Origin of the sequence: Methylorubrum sp. POS3, from assembly GCF_043352485.1 — a bacterium.
GTDB classification, from domain to species: Bacteria; Pseudomonadota; Alphaproteobacteria; order Rhizobiales; family Beijerinckiaceae; genus Methylobacterium; species Methylobacterium suomiense.
In genome coordinates, this window is record NZ_JAPRBT010000001.1 from 2,416,251 (window position 1) to 2,434,141 (window position 17,891).

11 protein-coding genes and 1 tRNA gene are annotated in these 17,891 nt (G+C 69.1%); 10 read left to right on the forward strand and 2 right to left on the reverse strand.

The annotated features are described in order from the left end of the window. The first annotated feature begins 51 nt into the window (after positions 1–51). The 10 genes from OWC43_RS11365 (at position 52) to OWC43_RS11410 (ending at position 13,863) form a co-directional block, all read left to right on the forward strand. On the forward strand, positions 52–345 hold the full coding sequence (locus OWC43_RS11365) for an aa3-type cytochrome c oxidase subunit IV (protein WP_137827220.1): 294 nt from the start codon (positions 52–54) through the stop codon (positions 343–345). A 118-nt stretch (positions 346–463) separates the two neighbouring features. Continuing rightward, positions 464–1,603: a Re/Si-specific NAD(P)(+) transhydrogenase subunit alpha gene (locus OWC43_RS11370; protein WP_137827219.1), complete on the forward strand. Its 1,140-nt coding sequence runs from the start codon at positions 464–466 to the stop codon at positions 1,601–1,603. Positions 1,604–1,623: 20 nt separating this feature from the next. Then, entirely contained in the window at positions 1,624–2,070 is a 447-nt protein-coding gene (locus tag OWC43_RS11375) for a proton-translocating transhydrogenase family protein (RefSeq protein ID WP_137827218.1), read from the forward strand. Between the two features lie 4 nt (positions 2,071–2,074). Further along, complete coding sequence (locus OWC43_RS11380; RefSeq protein WP_137827217.1) at positions 2,075–3,475, forward strand: NAD(P)(+) transhydrogenase (Re/Si-specific) subunit beta; 1,401 nt, start codon at positions 2,075–2,077, stop codon at positions 3,473–3,475. A 96-nt stretch (positions 3,476–3,571) separates the two neighbouring features. Next, a complete protein-coding gene (recJ, locus tag OWC43_RS11385) occupies positions 3,572–5,395 on the forward strand; it encodes a single-stranded-DNA-specific exonuclease RecJ (protein WP_393956768.1) in 1,824 nt (607 codons plus the stop codon). Positions 5,396–5,576: 181 nt separating this feature from the next. Next, positions 5,577–5,660 (forward strand) — tRNA-Tyr (locus tag OWC43_RS11390). Positions 5,661–5,834: 174 nt separating this feature from the next. Then, positions 5,835–6,575, forward strand: coding sequence for a Crp/Fnr family transcriptional regulator (locus OWC43_RS11395; RefSeq protein WP_393956769.1), 741 nt, complete (start codon positions 5,835–5,837; stop codon positions 6,573–6,575). Positions 6,576–6,624: 49 nt separating this feature from the next. Then, positions 6,625–7,317, forward strand: coding sequence for an HWE histidine kinase domain-containing protein (locus tag OWC43_RS11400; protein WP_393956770.1), 693 nt, complete (start codon positions 6,625–6,627; stop codon positions 7,315–7,317). 153 nt (positions 7,318–7,470) lie between these two features. Continuing rightward, entirely contained in the window at positions 7,471–9,456 is a 1,986-nt protein-coding gene (locus OWC43_RS11405; protein WP_393956771.1) for an autotransporter assembly complex family protein, read from the forward strand. Further along, entirely contained in the window at positions 9,457–13,863 is a 4,407-nt protein-coding gene (locus OWC43_RS11410; RefSeq protein ID WP_393956772.1) for a translocation/assembly module TamB domain-containing protein, read from the forward strand. 129 nt (positions 13,864–13,992) lie between these two features. Here OWC43_RS11410 and OWC43_RS11415 read toward each other — a convergent pair whose 3' ends face one another. Both OWC43_RS11415 and OWC43_RS11420 read right to left on the reverse strand, forming a co-directional pair. Then, the gene (locus OWC43_RS11415) at positions 13,993–15,066 is read right to left on the reverse strand and encodes an adenylate/guanylate cyclase domain-containing protein (RefSeq protein ID WP_393956773.1); all 1,074 of its coding nucleotides are present in this window, start codon (positions 15,064–15,066) and stop codon (positions 13,993–13,995) included. 271 nt (positions 15,067–15,337) lie between these two features. After that, positions 15,338–17,530 (reverse strand): transglycosylase domain-containing protein, encoded by a 2,193-nt coding sequence (locus OWC43_RS11420; RefSeq protein ID WP_393956774.1) that lies wholly within the window; start codon positions 17,528–17,530, stop codon positions 15,338–15,340. Positions 17,531–17,891: the final 361 nt, after the last annotated feature.

Sequence of the window (17,891 nt, forward strand, 5' to 3'; positions counted from 1 at the left end):
GCGCTAAATCCGCGCGTGACAAGCAAAACGAAGTCAGGGAACGGGCGCGCAATGGCGGACACGAAGACCCTCACGGGCCTGAATTACAGCCCGGCGATGGATGAGAAGACCCACGAGCAAACCTATCGGGGCTTCGTCCGCTTCGTCGAGATCGGTACCGTTACCGTTCTGTGCTGGGTGGCGGCGCTCGCGATCGGCGGTGTGCACGAGGCGTGGATCACCGCGATCATCGGCGTTCTGGTCTCCTGGGGTCTTGCCGCGCTCGGCGCTTTCGTCCCAGCCATCGGCTGGAAGGCGCAGGCCGGCCTCTTCCTCGTCCTCCTCGCCATCCTCTTTCTGAGCTGAGTTTTCGGCAAAGACCGGCCCGTCAAACGGGCCGGTCTTGCCGCATGACAATCTAGCCGTCCACATAGCTCGGATACCGGCACGCCGAATGGGCGGCTGTAAGAACGGGAGCAACCGAATGCGCATCGCCGTCTTGACGGAGACGGATCCCGCGGAACCGCGGGTCGCCACCGTCCCTGAAACGGTCAAAAAATTCGTCGGCCTTGGCGGCGAGGTCGTGGTTCAATCGGGGGCAGGCCAGAAGGCCGGCGTTCCCGATGCCGAATACGAGGCGGCCGGCGCGAAGATCGCGTCCTCCGCCGAGGAGGCCCTGTCCGGCGCCGACCTCGTCCTCAAGGTCCGCCGACCGAATGCCGAGGAACTCGGCAAGACGCCCAAGGGCGCGACCGTCATCGCCATCATGGATCCCTACGGCCGCGAAGACGAGCTGAAGGCCATGGCCGATGCGGGCGTGAACGCCTTCTCCATGGAGCTGATGCCCCGCATCACCCGCGCGCAGGTGATGGACGTCCTCTCCTCCCAGGCGAACCTCGCCGGCTACCGGGCCGTGGTCGATGGCGCCGCCGAGTACGGCCGCTCCCTGCCGATGATGATGACCGCCGCCGGCACCGTGCCCGCCGCGCGCATCTTCATCATGGGCGTCGGCGTGGCGGGCCTTCAGGCCATCGCCACCGCGCGGCGCATGGGTGCCGTCGTGACCGCCACCGACGTGCGTCCCGCCACCAAGGAGCAGGTCGAGTCCCTCGGCGCCAAGTTCGTCGCCGTCGAGGACGAGGAGTTCAAGTCGGCCGAGACCTCCGGCGGCTACGCCAAGGAGATGTCGGCCGAGTATCAGAAGAAGCAGGCCGAACTGGTCAAGGGCCACATCGCCAAGCAGGACATCGTCATCACCACGGCCCTCATCCCGGGCCGGCCGGCACCGAAGCTCGTCTCCGAGGAGATGGTCGCCTCGATGAAGCCCGGCTCGGTGCTGGTCGATCTCGCGGTCGAGCGCGGCGGCAATGTCGCGGGCGCCAAGGCCGGTGAGATCGTCACCGTCGGCAATGGCGTGAAGATCGTCGGTCATACCAACGTGGCGGGCCGCCTCGCGGCCACGGCCTCCAGCCTTTACGCCCGCAACCTCTATGCCTTCGTCGAGACCCTGGTCGACAAGGAGTCGAAGGCGCTGGCGATCAAGTGGGACGATGAACTCGTCAAGGCGACCAACCTCACCCGCGACGGTCAGGTGGTTCACCCGAACTTCCAGCCCAAAGCCTGACGATCGCGGAGGATCCAGACATGGCTAACGTACCCCTCCCTGCCGCGGAGCAGGCCCAGGCCGCGGCGGCCGCCGCGCGCACCGCGGCTGAAGTGGCCCAACAGAACGCCGCTCAGGCCCAGTCCATCGCCGACTCCCTGGCGCACGGCATCTCCGCCGCCACCCACGGCGCGGTCGATCCCACCGTGTTCCAGCTCGCGATCTTCGTGCTTGCGATCTTCGTCGGCTACTACGTCGTCTGGTCGGTGACGCCCGCGCTCCATACGCCGCTGATGTCGGTGACCAACGCGATCTCGTCGGTCATCATCGTCGGCGCGCTGCTCGCCGCCGGCGTGCCGCTCATCGAGAAGGGCACCGGCTGGGCCCGCTTCTTCGGCTTCATCGGTATCGTGCTCGCCTCCGTGAACATCTTCGGCGGCTTCCTCGTCACGCAGCGCATGCTCGGCATGTACAAGAAGAAGGCCTGAGGCGATGTCGGAAAACGTCTCTTCCCTTCTCTACATCGTCGCCGGCGTCCTGTTCATCATGGCGCTGCGGGGGCTCTCGCATCCCACCACGTCGCGGCAGGGCAACCTGTACGGCATGATCGGCATGGCGCTGGCCGTGCTCACCACGCTCATCGGCCATCCGCCGGCGGGCTTCGGCGCCTGGATCCTGGTGTTGCTCGGTCTCGGCATCGGCGGTGGCGCCGGCGCGGTGATCGCCAAGCGCGTGCCGATGACGGCGATGCCGCAGCTGGTCGCGGCCTTCCACTCGCTCGTCGGCCTCGCCGCCGTGGCGGGCGCGGCGGCGACCCTCTACGCCCCCCAGGCGGTCGGCATCCTCGAGAACGGCCACATCCACAAGCAGTCGCTGTTCGAGATGGCGCTGGGCGCGGCGATCGGCGCGATCACCTTCACCGGGTCGGTCATCGCCTTCGCCAAGCTCGACGGACGCATGTCGGGCAAGCCGATCATGCTGCCGCAGCGGCATGCCATCAATATCGGCCTGGGCATCGCACTGGTGGTGCTGATCGCGATCTTCATCGGCAACGAGAGCAAGCTGATCTTCTGGCTCATCGTGCTGCTGTCGTTCGCGCTCGGCGGTCTGCTCATCATCCCGATCGGCGGGGCCGACATGCCCGTCGTCGTGTCGATGCTCAACTCCTACTCGGGCTGGGCGGCGGCCGGCATCGGCTTCACCCTGGGCAACCTCGCGCTCATCATCACCGGCTCGCTGGTCGGCTCGTCGGGTGCGATCCTGTCCTACATCATGTGTAAGGCGATGAACCGCTCGTTCATCTCGGTCATCCTCGGCGGCTTCGGCGGTGATGCCGCGGCGGCGGCGGGTGGCGGCCAGGTCGAGACGCGCCCCGTGAAGCAGGGCTCGCCGGACGACGCGGCCTACATCATGAAGAACGCCGAGCGTGTCATCATCGTCCCCGGCTACGGCATGGCGGTCGCCCAGGCGCAGCATTCGCTCCGCGAGATGGCCGACCTGCTCAAGAAGGAAGGCGTGGACGTCAAGTACGCGATCCACCCGGTCGCGGGCCGCATGCCGGGCCACATGAACGTGCTGCTGGCCGAGGCCAACGTCCCCTATGACGAGGTGTTCGAGTTGGAGGACATCAACGGCGAGTTCCCGCAGGCGGACGTCGCCTTCGTGATCGGCGCCAACGACGTCACCAACCCGGCCGCCAAGACCGACAAGGCCTCGCCGATCTACGGCATGCCGATCCTCGACGTGGAGAAGGCCAAGACGGTCCTCTTCATCAAGCGCGGCATGGGCTCGGGCTACGCGGGCGTGGAGAACGAGGTGTTCTTCCGCGACAACACCATGATGCTGTTCGGCGACGCCAAGAAGGTCGTGGACTCGGTCCTCAAGAACCTCTGAGCGACGCGACGAGCGGACGACATCGGCGGGGCGGGCGAGACGATCGCCCGCCCCGTTGTCGTTTCCGGGGCGCAGCCAGAAGCGAGCGAAGCGGCTATGCTCCGCTCCGTGCTCGCCTCAAATCTCATCCCCACCGAAAAGAACGTCCTCGACGTGGCGGCCTCCGTTTTGGGGCGCCCCTGGCGCGAACGCTGCGCCGATCCCGGCCTCCAGGCCTTCGCCACGAGCATGACGCAGGGATACGGCCTCCCGGATCTCCTCGCCCGGGTCCTTGCTGGGCGCGGCGTCCGACCGGCGGAGGCGCAAGCCTATCTCTCGCCCCGTCTGCGCGACTTGATGCCGGACCCGTCCGTCCTGATCGCCATGGAGGCGGCGGTAGAGCGGCTGGCTCGCGCCGTGAGCAAGCGCGAGCCGGTGGCGATCTTCGGCGATTACGACGTGGATGGGGCAGCGAGCGCGGCGCTGCTCGCCGAATATCTCCGCGCCCTCGACGTTCCGGTGCGCATCCACATTCCGGATCGGCTGACCGAGGGCTACGGCCCGAATATCGGCGCGGTGACAACGCTCGCGGCGGAGGGGGCGAAGCTGCTCGTTTGCGTCGATTGCGGCACCGCCGGCCACGAGCCGCTGGCGGCGGCAGCGGAGCTCGGCCTCGACGTGCTCGTCCTCGACCATCACGGCGCGCCCGAGTCGTTGCCGCCGGCGCGGGCGGTGGTGAACCCGAACCGCCTCGACGACCTCTCGGGACTCGGCCATCTCTGCGCGGCCGGCGTGGTGTTCATGACGCTGGTGGCCCTAGCGCGCCGGCTGCGGGGGGAGGGCGCCTTCGGTGCCGGTGAGGGGCCACGGCTCACCGATTCCCTCGATCTCGTGGCGCTCGCCACCGTCGCCGACGTGGTGCCCCTGATCGGCCTCAACCGGGCCTTCGTCGTCCAGGGGCTCGCGGTGATGCGCGGACGCGGCCGCCCGGGCCTCGCGGCGTTGCTCGATGCGGCGGGGCTCACCGAACCGCCGGAGGCGTGGCATCTCGGCTTCCTGCTCGGACCGCGCATCAATGCCGGGGGCCGCATCGGCGATTCCGGGCTCGGTGCTCGCCTGCTCACCACCGCGGATCCCCTCGAAGCGCGGGGCATCGCCGCCGAGCTCGATCGGCTCAACCGCGAGCGTCAGGCGATCGAGGCCCAGGCCGTCGCCGAGGCCGAGGCCGACATGGACCGTCGCCTTTCCGCCGATCCCGATCGGCCGGTGCTGATCGCCGCATCGCCCGAATGGCATCCCGGCATCGTCGGGTTGATCGCCGCTCGGCTCAAGGAGCGCTTCGGTCGTCCGGCCTTCGCCTTCGCGATCAAGTCGGACGGAACGGCGGTCGGGTCGGGCCGATCGGTGGCCGGCGCCGATCTCGGGGCGGCGGTGCGCGCGGCGGTCGAGGACGGCCTCGCCCTCAAGGGCGGCGGACATGCCATGGCGGCAGGCGTGACCCTAGCTCCGGACCGACTCGAAGCGTTCGGCGCCGGGCTCGACCGGGCATTGTCCGAATCCGTCGCCCGCGCCCGCGCAGCGGAGGCGCTTCTGATCGACGGAACGGTGAGCGCGGGCGGTGCCACCGCCGAACTCGTCCGGTCGATCCAGAGAGCGGGGCCGTTCGGACAAGGGGCGCCCGAACCGATGATGGCCTTGCCACGTCACCGCCTCGTCGATGCGGCGATCGTCGGCAACGGCCATGTCCGCGCGCGCTTCGCCAGCGGCGACGGCCAGACGCTCGGCGCCATTGCGTTCCGGGCCGCGCAGGGTCCTGTCGGGATCGCCCTCCTCGGCGGCATCGGCCGGACGTTCCACGCGGCCGGTACCCTGTCCTGCGACCGGTGGCGCGGCGCCGAGCGGGCGCAGCTGCGGATCTGCGATCTCGCGCCCAGCGGCTGACGGCTCTCTCGGGGCCGCACGAAACGTGGCGCCCCGGCGTGCCGTTTTATGGATGTGGGCGAGCGAGACGTGAATGACGGACGCAAGCCGCGAAGGATCGGTTGACACCCGCCCGCCGCCTCACCATAAGGACGACGCCCGCTGCGGAGCGCCAGTCTCTGGCCCGCGGTGACAGCGGTTTGGGGGAATGTCCCGAGCGGCAAAGGGGGCGGACTGTAAATCCGCTGCGTAAGCTTCGTAGGTTCGAGTCCTACTTCCCCCACCAAACCTTTCTGTCCTTCGTAACCATGAGACACCACGACTGGGCGACTAGACTCGTCCAGCGACCAATGGTCCGTGCAATCGCGCGGTCGTGTCTTGCAACTCTTGCGATTTAACTTTGTTGAATTTCCACGGCTCCGTTGACGGCTAGGTTGCCGCGAATTCGTAAGGAAGCTCCGTGGTCAATCCTCTCGTCCGCAAGCTGGAGAATTTCGTCCGTCTTTCCTCGGAGGAAAGGCAGGCGCTGGATCGTGTCGTTCAGAACACGCGCCGATTAGGCCCACGTGAGGACGTGGTGCGCGATGGCGATCAGCCTCGACACGTGAATTTGATTCTCGAAGGCTGGGCTTGCCGTTACAAGCAATTGGAGGACGGTCGGCGACAGGTGATCTCGATCTTCTTGCCCGGAGACATGTGCGATCCGCATGTCTTCGTCTTGAAGAACATGGATCATTCGTTGGGGACTTTGACATCCTGCCTGATCGCCGAGGTATCGGAACCGTCGATCCGCGAGATCACTGCGGAGAGCCGCAAGATCGAGGAGGCTTTCTGGTGGGAGATGCTTGTCTCGGCCGCAATCCAGCGCGAGTGGACCGTCAGCCTTGGGCAGCGTCTTGCGACGGAGCGGCTCGGACATCTGTTCTGCGAGCTGTTCATGCGGCTCGACGCCGTCGGCCTGACCAACGGCACGAGCTGCGAGTTCCCGATCACTCAGGCCGATCTCGGCGATGCGATGGGTCTCTCGACCGTGCATATCAATCGCACCCTGAAGGAATTGCGGGCCGCCGGATTGATCCGCCTGCGCGGACGCCAGCTCACGATCCCGGATTTTCCGGCCCTGTGCTCTGCATCCCTTTTCGATCCATCCTACCTGCATTTCGAGCGCGACAGGTCCGCATCGGCAATCGGCGACAATTGAAACAGCGGTGGAGCGCCAGCCACATGCGGGCGAGGTGGATGGCAAAGCGATGAATCACGACACTCCTGAGGCCCGCATCGCGGAACTCGAGGCCGAGAACCGGCGTCTGCGCCGTTTTCTCGACGAGAAGGGGCTGCCCGCCGAGCAGCGCCATCAGGTGCGCAACACCTTGGCGATGCTGCGCGCCATCATCCGGCGCTCGGCCGAGACCTCGGACAGCGTCGAGACCTATGCGGCCCATCTCGATGGACGGCTCGACGCCATTGCCCGCGTCCTCGGAGCGCTGATGCGAAGCGTGGCCGAAGGCGTGGCCCTGCACACGTTGATTGCCGACGAGTTGCAGGCGCATCTGGCCCGCGAGGGCGATCAGGTCGTCATCTCCGGGCCTAACCTGCGCCTACGCGCCGGTGCCGCCGAGATCGTCGCGCTGGCGATCCACGAGTTGACCGTCAACGCCATCGAGCACGGTGCCCTGATGCTGCCCCAGGGGCGCATCGCCATCTCATGGTCGGTGGTTCCACCCGCACCGGGCGGGCGTCTGACCTTCGTGTGGACCGAGACCGGCCTGGAGAACCTGTCGGCGGAGCCGCCGCGGCGCGGGTTCGGTTCGGAGGTGCTGGAGCGAAGCCTGCGCTACGAGCTGAAGGCCGAGACCGACCTCGCCTACGAGCGGAACGGATTGCGCTGCACGATCACCCTGCCGCTGCCGCCCCAGATCACCCTGATCGAGGACGACGAGTAGGGGACAAGGTCGACCGCGCACTCACCATTGCTTGAGGCAGCGGCACGGTCGGCGTGACCGGGTAGCCCTGGCTGGCATCGACAGGTAGTTTACCCTTCGATGCTTGAATGGAGGCATCGCCTTCGGCCAGTGAGCACGGACCCGCCCGATCGTATGACCGTCCGGAAGTATGGCTCGCTGCGTTCACCCGTCATCGGTGGCGTCTTCCTCTCGGCCGTGATGGCGGCAGGCTTGCCGCAGCCCGCCGCCGCGTTCGACCTGTTCGGGCTGTTCGGCTCGGAAGAGGAGCCGCCCACACCGACACCGTCTGCACTGCCCTACAGCGTGCGCATCACCGGGACCGACGATTCCGATGTCCTGACCGCCCTGCAGGACACCTCGACCCTGTACCGTCTGCGCCAGGAAGCCCCGCCGGATGGGGAAGGCTTGGTGCGTCGGGCCGAAGCGGACCTGCGGCGGCTGACAGACGTCCTGTCCGGATACGGCTATTATCAGGGCACCGTCTCGATCCGGATCGACGGCGTCCCGGTGACGGGCGATGCCTCCCTGGCCGCCGCCGCCCGCGCCGCGGAGGGCTCGCGCGCCCGAGCATTGGTGCCAGTCAAGATCGCTGTCGACCTCGGCCCCGCCTACACCGTACGATCCGTGCGCGCCCTCGACCCACGGGGGCGGCCCTTCCCGGCCGAACTGCTGCCCGAGCGCTTCGTTCGCCCCGGCGACGACGTGCCGGCTCGCTCGGCCACCGTTCTGGCCCGCGAGGCCAGGATCGTCGACCGCTTCCGGGCGCTGGGCCATCCCTTCGCCAAAGCGGTCTCCCGCGATCCGGTGGTGGACGACGCCGCCCACGTCATGGACGTGACCTTCACCATCGATCCGGGACCGAAGGCGGGCCTCGGCGAGGTGGCCGTGAGCGCGCCGGAGGGGATCGACCCCTCCGTCATCCGCTCCTTCATCTATACTGAGCCGGGCGATCCCTACTCGCCGAAGGCCGTGGCCGACATCCGGCGTTCGGTGGCTCGCATTGAGGGGCTCGGCGCAATCCGCGTGCGTGAAGGCGAAACTCTCGACGCACAGGGCAATCTGCCGATCTTCGTCGAGGTCAGCGAGCGCGAGCGGAATCTCATCGGGGTCTCGGCCCGCTACTCCACCGTCGATGGGCCGGGAATCCGCGCCTATTACGCCAACCGCAACCTCTTCGGCGGCGCGGAGACCCTGAGGCTCGACGCCGATATCTATTATCTCGGCCTCGGCTACGATCCGTTCGCCCAGCAGCGCAAGGCGGCCGGCATCGACACCACGGGCCTGGGCGGGCGCCTCTCGGCGACGTTCGTCAAGCCGGCGCTCTGGGGCAGCCGCAACGATCTGCTCGCCAATGCCTTCGTAACGCGCGAAGTCCAGCAGAGCTATTTCGTCGACGCGGCGGGCGCCTCGGTGGCCGTCCGCCATCGCTTCTCCGACACGTTCTCGGCGCAGATCGGGGTCGACGGGCAGGTGGGCCGCTCGAAGGACGCGCTCGGCACCGTGAATTACCGGCTCATCGGCGTGCCGGTCTCGGTCACCTACGATTCGACCGACAACTTGCTCGACCCGACGCAGGGTTTCCGCTTCCAAGCCTCGGCCGCGCCCTATCCAGGCTTCCTCGGCTCGGATCCGGGCATCTTCGTTGCGAAGGCGCAGGGCTCGACCTATTACGCGCTCGACGAGGACGCGAATTACATCCTGGCCGGACGGCTCGGCTTCGGCTCGGTCTCCGGCGCCCGCCTCGACGAGATCCCCGACAATTTCCGCTTCTTCGCGGGCGGCGGCGGCTCGGTGCGCGGCTTCGCCTTCCGCACCCTGGGGCCGCGCGGACCGTTCAACCTGCCGATCGGCGGGCGCAGCCTGTTGGAAGCCTCGATCGAAGCGCGCATCAAGGTGACCGATACCATCGGCATCGTCCCGTTCTTCGATGCCGGGACCGCCTTCGCCTCGACCCTGCCGGATTTTGATGAGCGTATCCGCAAGGCGGTCGGCCTCGGGCTCCGGTACTATACCGGCATCGGCCCGATCCGCGTGGACGTCGCCTTCCCGCTCGACCGGATCAAGGGATACCACGAGCGTCCGGTCGCCCTGTACATCAGTCTCGGACAGGCCTTCTGAATGGGATTTCTTGGCAGGGCATGCGGCCAGAACTCTTCCCAATCTGCGGGGGAGGGTGCCCGCGGCTTGAGCAGAAGCCTCGGCGGAAAGGAACGAGGAGCCTTCGCGGCACTCGCCGCGCTGATCCTGCTCCTTGCCGCCGCTCTGACGCCAACCGGTTTCCTGAGCGCTGCCGACGGTGAGAAAACCGTCCTGGGCGGCATCCTCTCGAAGGCCCTGTCGAGCGACGCTTCCCAGGTCTCGATCGGCGCCGTCGATGGCGCTCTGTCCTCGGATGCGACCATCCGCGATGTCGTCATCAGCGATGCCGACGGCCCCTGGATGAAGCTCGACCGCGCACGCCTCGCATGGCGCCGCCTCGCCCTCCTGTCGGGACGGCTGGAAGTGGACAGCCTCGAAATTGGCCGGCTCGAAATCCTGCGCAAGCCGGTGTCCGGTCCGCCGCCCGCCGAGGCCGAGCCGCCGGACGGCTCCCTGCTGCCCGATCTCCCGGTCAAGGTGGAGATCAAAGCGTTCAAACTCGCCGAACTGCTTCTCGGCGAGGGCATCGCCGGGCAGCCCGCGCGGCTCTCGGCCGATGGCAAGGTCAAGCTCGGCAACCCGTCCGAGGGCCTCGACCTCGCCGTGGTGGCCCGGCGCCTCGACGCCGCCGGCCTGTTCGATGCCCGGCTTCTGTTCGTGCCGAAGGGCGAGAAGCTGGAAGTGAAGGCGGCGCTGACGGAACCCGAAGGCGGGCTCTTGTCCAAGGCTGCGAACCTTCCCGGAACGCCGCCCATCGTCTTCAACCTCGAAGGGCGCGGCACGCTCGACGCCTTCAATGCAAGGCTCGACTTCGACGCCGGCCCCGACATCGGTGCCAAGGGCGGAGCCCGGCTTTCGCGCATCGGCACGGATCGGCGGCTGAGCCTCGACCTCGCCTCACGGATCGAGGGCCTCGTGCCGGGCCCCCTGGCCGCGATCTTCTCCGGGACGACCAAGCTCGACGGCGGCATGGCGTTCTCCGATTCCGGCGCCTTCCGCATCGACCGGCTGGATCTGACCTCGCGTACCGCCCGCCTCGGCATCGGGGGCAGTCTCGGCGCCGACCGCGTGGCCGATTTTCGCGTCGAGGCCCGGGCATTGCCGACCGAGGACGGCGTGACCAAGGCGGCCGAGACCGAGTTGCGGACGCTGATCTTCGACGGCAGCCTGAAGGGGCCGCTCGCCGCGCCGCAGGTGAAGGGGGCCCTGAAGGCATCGGGCCTGCGTACCAGCGCGTCGTCCCTCGACCGCATCGAGGCCCTGCTCTCCGTCGAGCCGAACGGCACCGCCGCGGCCCGTCGCTTCGCGATCCGCGCCGACGGCACCATGGAGGGGCTCTCCCTGGCCGATCCGGCTCTGCGCCGGGCCATCGGCGAGCGGGCGAAGCTCACGCTGCGGGCGGATGCGGGATCGGACGGGGTCGTGGATGTCGCCGACCTCACCCTCGACGCCGACACCGCTCGCCTCTCCTATGCCGGCAAGGTCGGGCAGAACACGCTGGCGGGCACGCTGCAGGCGGCGCTTGCCGATATCGGTGCCTTCTCCGGCGTCGCCGGCCGGACGCTGGCCGGGCATCTCGAGGCGAAGGCGACGGTGAGCGGCGATCCGGCCCGCAAGGCGCTCGCTGCCGATCTCGACCTGCGCGGCGGTGGCTTGGTGCTCGGCCACGAGATTGCGGACCGCCTGGTCGGACGGACGCCCACACTCAGGGGCCGTGTCTTTCAGACCTACGACGGATACGGCTTCGACCGCCTGCTGTTCGAGGGCGCAGAACTCGTCGCCACGCTCCAGGGGCAGGCGACCGCGCGAAGCGCCGACGTGACCGGCCGCCTCGACCTCAAAGACCTCTCGGCCTTCGACGAGCGTTTGGCCGGCGCCGCGAGTGCCGATGCCCGTCTCACCGGCTCGCTGCGGAGACCCGACCTCACCGCCGCGCTCCGTGCCCCCGATGCCCGCGCGGACGGAAAGCCGATCCGGGACCTCCGGCTCGACGCGACGCTCTCCGATCTGACCGGCGCCCTCGACGGCACCCTGCGTCTCACCGGCGATGTCGCCGGCAAGGCGCTCAAGGCCGACGCGCATGTCGCGCGCCCCTCGAAGACCGATTACGCCCTCGACCGTCTTGCCTTCGCCCTCGGCTCGGTGGCCATCGACGGCCGCGCGGTGGTGGATCCCCACTCCCTGCTCAGTGAGGGCGCCCTGACCGTCCGAGCGGGCGACCTCGCCGATCTCTCGGCGGTGGCGCTCGGGCAGATGGGCGGGTCGCTCGATGCCGCGGTGACGCTGACCCGCGATGGCGGAAGGCAGGACGCCACGATCCGGGCGACCGGCGCGCATCTCCGCTACGACCGTTTCGGCCTCGCGAAGCTCGATGCCGATCTGGTCGGACGCGATCTGCGGGCGCATCCCGCCCTCGACGGCCGGGCGAGCCTCGACCGGGTCGTCGCCGCTGGGCAGACGATCGACACGGTGCGGCTCACCGCCACCGGCACGAGCCAGGCAAGCGACCTCGTCCTCACCGCCCAGGCCCGCGGCTTCGCCCTCGACGGAGCGGCCCGACTTATTCCGGCGGAGCGCACCCGCGTCGAGATCGTCCGCTTCTCGGCCCAGCGCGGCAGCGACCGCCTTGCTTTGGCCGGTCCCGCCGCGATCACCCTCGACGACGGCTCGGCGCTGATCGAGAATCTCGTGATCGCCGCCGGCTCCGGCCGGGTCAGTGTCCAGGGACGGGCCGGCGAATCCCTCGATCTCAAGATCGGCATTCGCGCCCTTCCACTCGCGCTCGCCCGCATCGCCTCCCCGAGCCTAGCCTTGTCCGGCACGGTGGACGGTGAGGCGGATCTGCAGGGCACCGCTTCCCGCCCCGAGGGCCGCTACGCTCTCAGCGTCGCGAAGCTCGTGACGCCGGAGACCCGCAGGGCCGGCCTGCCACCGATCGATGCGCGGGCGAGCGGGACGCTGTCCGACGGCGCTGCCAGCATCGACGGGCGCATCTCCGCCGGCCGTGGCGCCGAGGTCACCGTGGCCGGCGCGATCCCCGTGGAGGCGGGCGGCGCACTCAATCTGAAGGCGCGCGGCACCCTCGACGCTGCCCTCGCGAATTCTCTTCTCAGCACCGGCGGCCAGCGCGTGGCTGGCCGTGTGGCCTTGGATGCGGGCGTCACCGGCTCCCTCGCGGCGCCCCGTGTCGAGGGTTCGGCGACCTTGTCGGGCGGCAGCCTGACCGATCCGCTGAACGGCATCCGCCTCACCGACATCCAGGGCCGCCTCACCGGTCGCGGCGACGCGATCCAGATCGAGCGGCTCACCGCCGCCACCCGCAATGGCGGGCGCATCGCCATCGACGGCCGGGTCGCGGTCGAGCCCGCCTCCGGCTTCCCCGGCGCGCTCCGGATCACGGCGGACCGGGCCGAACTGGTGTCGAGCCCCCTGATGACGGCGGTGACGAGCCTCAACCTCGCGCTGTCCGGCCCGCTCGCCCGGACACCGAAGATTTCGGGACGGGTCGACGTCGTCTCGATCGACGTGTCCGTGCCCGATCGCCTTCCCGCCACCGTGCAGCCTCTGCCCGGCATCCGGCACGTCAACACCCCGCCGGCGGTGCGTGAGCGCCTCGCGCAGCGCGGCGAGCGCAAGGCACAGATCGCGGCCCTCAGCCGCAAGAAGACGACCGCGCCCTTCGATGCCAGCCTGGACGTGACCGTGAATGCGCCGAACCGCATCTTCGTCCGCGGACGCGGCATCGACGCCGAACTCGGCGGCGAACTGCGCGTCATCGGCTCCTCCCGCGCTCCGCGCGCCGACGGCGATTTCGAGATGCGTCGCGGACGCCTGAGCCTGATCGGCCAGCGGCTCGACTTCACTCGCGGCCGGATCACCTTTGCGGGCGATCTCGCGCAACCCGATCTGGACTTCATCGCCGAGACCAAGGCCGGCGACGTCACCGCCCGCGTGGCGGTGAACGGCCCGGCCTCACAGCCGGTCTTCGCCCTCTCCTCGGATCCGAGCCTGCCTCAGGACGAGGTGCTCTCGCGCATCCTGTTCAAGAAGGCGGCGGGCGGACTCTCTCCGTTCCAGGCTCTGCAGCTGGCCCAGGCCGTGGCGCAGCTCTCCGGCGGTGCGGGCGGGCCGGACGTGTTCGAATCCGCCCGAAAGAGCCTGGGGCTCGACAGTCTCGATGTCTCGACGGGGGCGAGCGGCGGACCGGCGGTCGGCGCCTCGCGCTACATCAACGACCGCATCAGCGTCGGCGTGAAGGCCGGTGCCAAGCCCGCCGACACCGCCGCGACGATCAACTACGACGTCACCCGCCGGATCAAGCTCAACGGCGAGGCCGGGAGCGATGGGCGGACGGCGGTGGGGGTCGGCGCCGAATGGGAATGGTAGGGGCGGCCTGAGGCACTCGCCGTATCGGTCGAAAGGGATTTCGGCCGGTGGGAGACCGGATCGCCGCGCCTGGCCGCCATTCCGAACGATCCGGCCTCGACCGATCGATCGACCGGCAGAAGAGCTCGTTCAGCCGGCGGCCTCGCGGGGCCGGGCGAGGGCGCGCGTGTCTTGAGGGGGCAGGGCAACCGCCCGTTCCAGGGTCGCGACCGAAAGGCGCCGGCCTCGCCCCCGCAGGGCATGGCTGCCGAGACCCCGGGCGGTGATGTCCTTGGGCAGGCGCGGCAGCCGCGCGAGCAGATCCTCGGAGATCAGCGTGTCGACGCCGAGGGGGCGACACAGGGATTCGGTTCGGGCGACGACGTTCACGGCATCCCCGAAATAGGCGATCTTGTGCCGGTCGACCCCGACTTCCGCCGTCACCACCGGGCCGCCATGGAGCCCCGCGCGCAGCCGCGGCACGGTGCCGAAGCGGGCCTCCCAGGCGGCGGCGTCGGCCTCGATGCGGTCGCGCACGGCGAACAGGCAGGCGACGCAGCGCGCATCCTTCAGCCCCCGCTCCATCGGCCACGTGATCATGGCGAGGTCGCCGATGTAATCGTCGACCGACCCGTGGAAGCGGCGCACCGGTTCGGCGAGGGTGGCGAAGACCGCGCTGAGATATTCCTGTGCCCGCAGGTCACCGTGGGTCTCGGCGAAGGCGGTGGAGCCGACGACGTCGAGGAACAGGAAGATGCGCTCCTCCTCCACCGGGCGGTGATAGCGGCCGACGAGGAAGTTGATGAAGACCTCGCCGCCGATGAGGTCGCGCATGCGGATGACGAAGACGAGAAGCGCCGAGACGGCCAGCGCGTAGGCGAGCACCCGCGGGGTCGTGCGCACCGCCTCCACCAGCGGATCCTGGGTGAGCCCGAGCAACCAGACGACGAGACCGCCGAGCGCGTTGCCGGCCACGATCATCGCCACGTAGGACAGCTCGGCCGCCACCACGTAGAACCCGGCGGGCAGGCGGCGGATGCGCGCCTGCAAGCCCGCGAGCAGCACCCCGCGATCGAAGGCCAGGGCGGCGATGCCGACGCAGAGACCGTAGGTGAAGCCCGCCGCCGGGCTCGCGCCCCCCGCGAAAATCACGTTGTAGAGAAGACCCGCCCCGCCGGTGGCGAGCAGGATCAGGAACCAGAACCAGCGATGGTGCGGCAGCATCAGGGGCGGCTCCGGCGTCCGGCGAGGGGCACGCCCGGCCTGTACGCACCGGCCCAGGGGCCAGCGGCACGACGGTCGGGCAAGGGGGAGGACACGGGGGCTCCTTCACGAGCTGGGAGGCGGCGGCGCGCGCTCCCGTCTCATCCAAGGCTCATGCCCGCAACATGGCGCGAATGTGGCAAGCCACCGCGCCCCCGCGAACCGAGCCCCGCGATGGCGTGGTACGGGAATGAATGTCCCGCCCGACCGGGAGGTTTCGGACGATCGGCGTCTACTCGCCGAGCCCGAACAGCTTCTCGAGGAAGTTGCGATCGTCCTGGCTCGGACCCTGCCCACGACCGCCGGGCACGGAACGCGGCGGCGGCGGCACGGAAGCGGTGCGGTCCGGCTCTCCGAGGAGGGCGCCGATCAGCCCGCCGGGACCGCCCTCGCGCTCGCCCGCATTCGCCACCTGAGGCCGAGCGCGCCAGCGATTGAGACCGGGCAGCCCCACCGGCTTGTCGGCCTTCAGCGCCGTCGTCATGTAGGTCTTCCAGATCTCGGCGGGCAGGCTGCCGCCGGAGGCCTTCTTGGTCGGCTCGCCGTCATCGTTGCCGAGCCAGACACCGGTCACGAGAGTGGCCGAGTAACCGATGAACCACGCATCGCGGAAATCCTGGCTGGTGCCGGTCTTGCCGGCGAGTTCCCAGCCCGGAATGTCGGCTTTCTTGGCCGTGCCGATGGCGAAGACGTCGTGCATCATGGCGTTCATCATGCCGACGGCGTTGGGATCGATGACCCGGCCGAGGCCGCCTTCGCCCCGCTTGTACAGCACCTTGCCGTTCGCCGACTTGATGCTGGCGATGACGTAGGGAATCACACCGGTGCCGCCATTGGCGAAGGCGCAATAGGCGCCGACCATTTCCAACGGCGTGACTTCCGAGGTGCCGAGCGCGATCGACCCATTGGCTTGGAGCGGCGAGGCGATGCCGAGGCGCTGCGCGGTCTGCACCACCGCCTTCGGGCCGACTTCCTGGCCGAGCCGGACGGCGACGGTGTTGAGGGATTGCGCCAGCGCCTCCCGCAGGGTCACCGCGCCGCTATAGCTGTGCGAGTAGTTCTCCGGCGCCCAGTTGCCGATGCGGATCGGCGCGTCGTCGCGCACGGTGTCGGGCGTCAGCCCGCGCTCGATCGCCGCCAGGTAGACGAAGGGCTTGAACGACGAGCCGGGCTGCCGCTTGGCGGTCGTGGCGCGGTTGAACTGGCTCTGGGCATAGTCGCGGCCGCCGATCAGCGCGCGGATCGCGCCGTCCGGCCGCATCGAGACGAGCGCGCCCTGCGCAACGTTGTAGCGAGCGCCCTTGGCGTTCAGCTCGTCGGTCAGCGCACGCTCGCCCACGCTCTGGAGGCCGGCATCCACCGTGGTGGAGACGACGATGTCGTCGTCGAATTTCGGAAGGAAGTCGTCGAGGACGTCCATGACGAGGTCGGCGACGTAGTTCGGCGATCCGCCGCCCCGGGTCGAGGCGGGCCGCGCCGGCTGGGCCAGGGCCACCTTCGCGTCGGGGGCCTTCGCGAAACCGAGATCCTCCATCGCGGCGAGGACATGGGCCGCCCGCGCCTGCGCCGCCTTGAGATTGCGGTTCGGGGCGAGCCGCGAGGGTGCCTGGACGAGTCCGCCGAGCATGGCGGCCTCCGCCAGCGTCACGTTCTTGGCAGGCTTGCCGAAATAGCGCTGCGCCGCCGCCTCGACGCCGTAGGCGCCGGCGCCGAAATAGACACGGTTCAGGTAGAGTTCGAGGATCTCGTCCTTCGTGTATTTGTGCTCCAGCCACAGTGCGAGGATCGCCTCCTGGATCTTTCGCGAGGCCGACCGCTCCGGCGTGAGGAACAGGTTCTTGGCGAGCTGCTGGGTCAGCGTCGAGCCGCCCTGCGCGAGGCCGCGCCGGGTCAGGTTCTGGGCAACGGCGCGGGCGATGCCGACCGGATCGACGCCGAAATGGTCGTAGAAACGCCGGTCCTCGATCGCCACGAAGGCGCGCGGCAGGTAGGGCGGCAATTCCTTGATTGAGACGACGCGCCCACCGGTCTCGCCGCGATTGGCGAGCAGGGAGCCGTCGCTCGCCAGGATCGCGATGTTGGGCGGGCGCTTCGGCACCGCCAACTGGTCGATCGGGGGAAGCTGCGAGGCGTGGTAGGCGATGAGGCCGGCCAGTGCGATCACGCCCCAGATGCCGAGCACGACGACGCCGTGAACGATTCGGCCGAGCCAGGATCGCCGCCGCCGGGGTGGCTTGCCGCCGCCGCCCGAGGCGCGTTTCCGTGAGGCCCCGCGGGGCGCCGCCTTCGCGCCGCCTCGCTGTGCCGCGCCGCCCGCCGAGCGGTCCCCGCGCGACAGGCGCACATCGAGGCGTGCGGGATCGCTCCCCTCCGGGATGTCGAAGCTCGGTTCGCTGCGCGGTCTGCGTCCGGCTGTCTTCGCCATGCGATCCATGTGGGGCCGGCAATCCCGCAGGACCGCCACCCGCTTCCGTTCCATCTCGGCCGCCGTCGCGCCTCGCGGCGCATCGGTTCCGCCTCCGTTCGGCAGCCTAAATGCGGCGGGTTTAAGGGGGTGTTAAGTCACTGGCTGCACCCGTGCCCGGCCTTTACTGGATCTTCACGGACGATCGAATCGGACGCTGATCCCGAACCGGCTTCCGTGACGGCGCCGGCCACGCTAAATCTCGGCGCTCCCGATTCGTCCAACGTGTGGACGAGGGAGCAAGGCTTCTGCAACTCCTTCGTTCAGGGGAGGTGCCCGGGACAGGGGCACATGGTTGACGGAAGGTCCTATTAGGATCGGA

What these genes read in the sequence shown, in the direction of transcription:
- OWC43_RS11365 (WP_137827220.1), top strand. Translation starts at nt 52, where the DNA reads ATGGCGGACACGAAGACCCTCACGGGCCTGAATTACAGCCCGGCGATG.
- OWC43_RS11370 (WP_137827219.1), top strand. Translation starts at nt 464, where the DNA reads ATGCGCATCGCCGTCTTGACGGAGACGGATCCCGCGGAACCGCGGGTC.
- OWC43_RS11375 (WP_137827218.1), top strand. Translation starts at nt 1,624, where the DNA reads ATGGCTAACGTACCCCTCCCTGCCGCGGAGCAGGCCCAGGCCGCGGCG.
- OWC43_RS11380 (WP_137827217.1), top strand. Translation starts at nt 2,075, where the DNA reads ATGTCGGAAAACGTCTCTTCCCTTCTCTACATCGTCGCCGGCGTCCTG.
- recJ (WP_393956768.1), top strand. Translation starts at nt 3,572, where the DNA reads ATGCTCCGCTCCGTGCTCGCCTCAAATCTCATCCCCACCGAAAAGAAC.
- OWC43_RS11400 (WP_393956770.1), top strand. Translation starts at nt 6,625, where the DNA reads ATGAATCACGACACTCCTGAGGCCCGCATCGCGGAACTCGAGGCCGAG.
- OWC43_RS11405 (WP_393956771.1), top strand. Translation starts at nt 7,471, where the DNA reads ATGACCGTCCGGAAGTATGGCTCGCTGCGTTCACCCGTCATCGGTGGC.
- OWC43_RS11410 (WP_393956772.1), top strand. Translation starts at nt 9,457, where the DNA reads ATGGGATTTCTTGGCAGGGCATGCGGCCAGAACTCTTCCCAATCTGCG.
- OWC43_RS11415 (WP_393956773.1), bottom strand. Translation starts at nt 15,066, where the DNA reads ATGCTGCCGCACCATCGCTGGTTCTGGTTCCTGATCCTGCTCGCCACC.
- OWC43_RS11420 (WP_393956774.1), bottom strand. Translation starts at nt 17,530, where the DNA reads ATGGCGAAGACAGCCGGACGCAGACCGCGCAGCGAACCGAGCTTCGAC.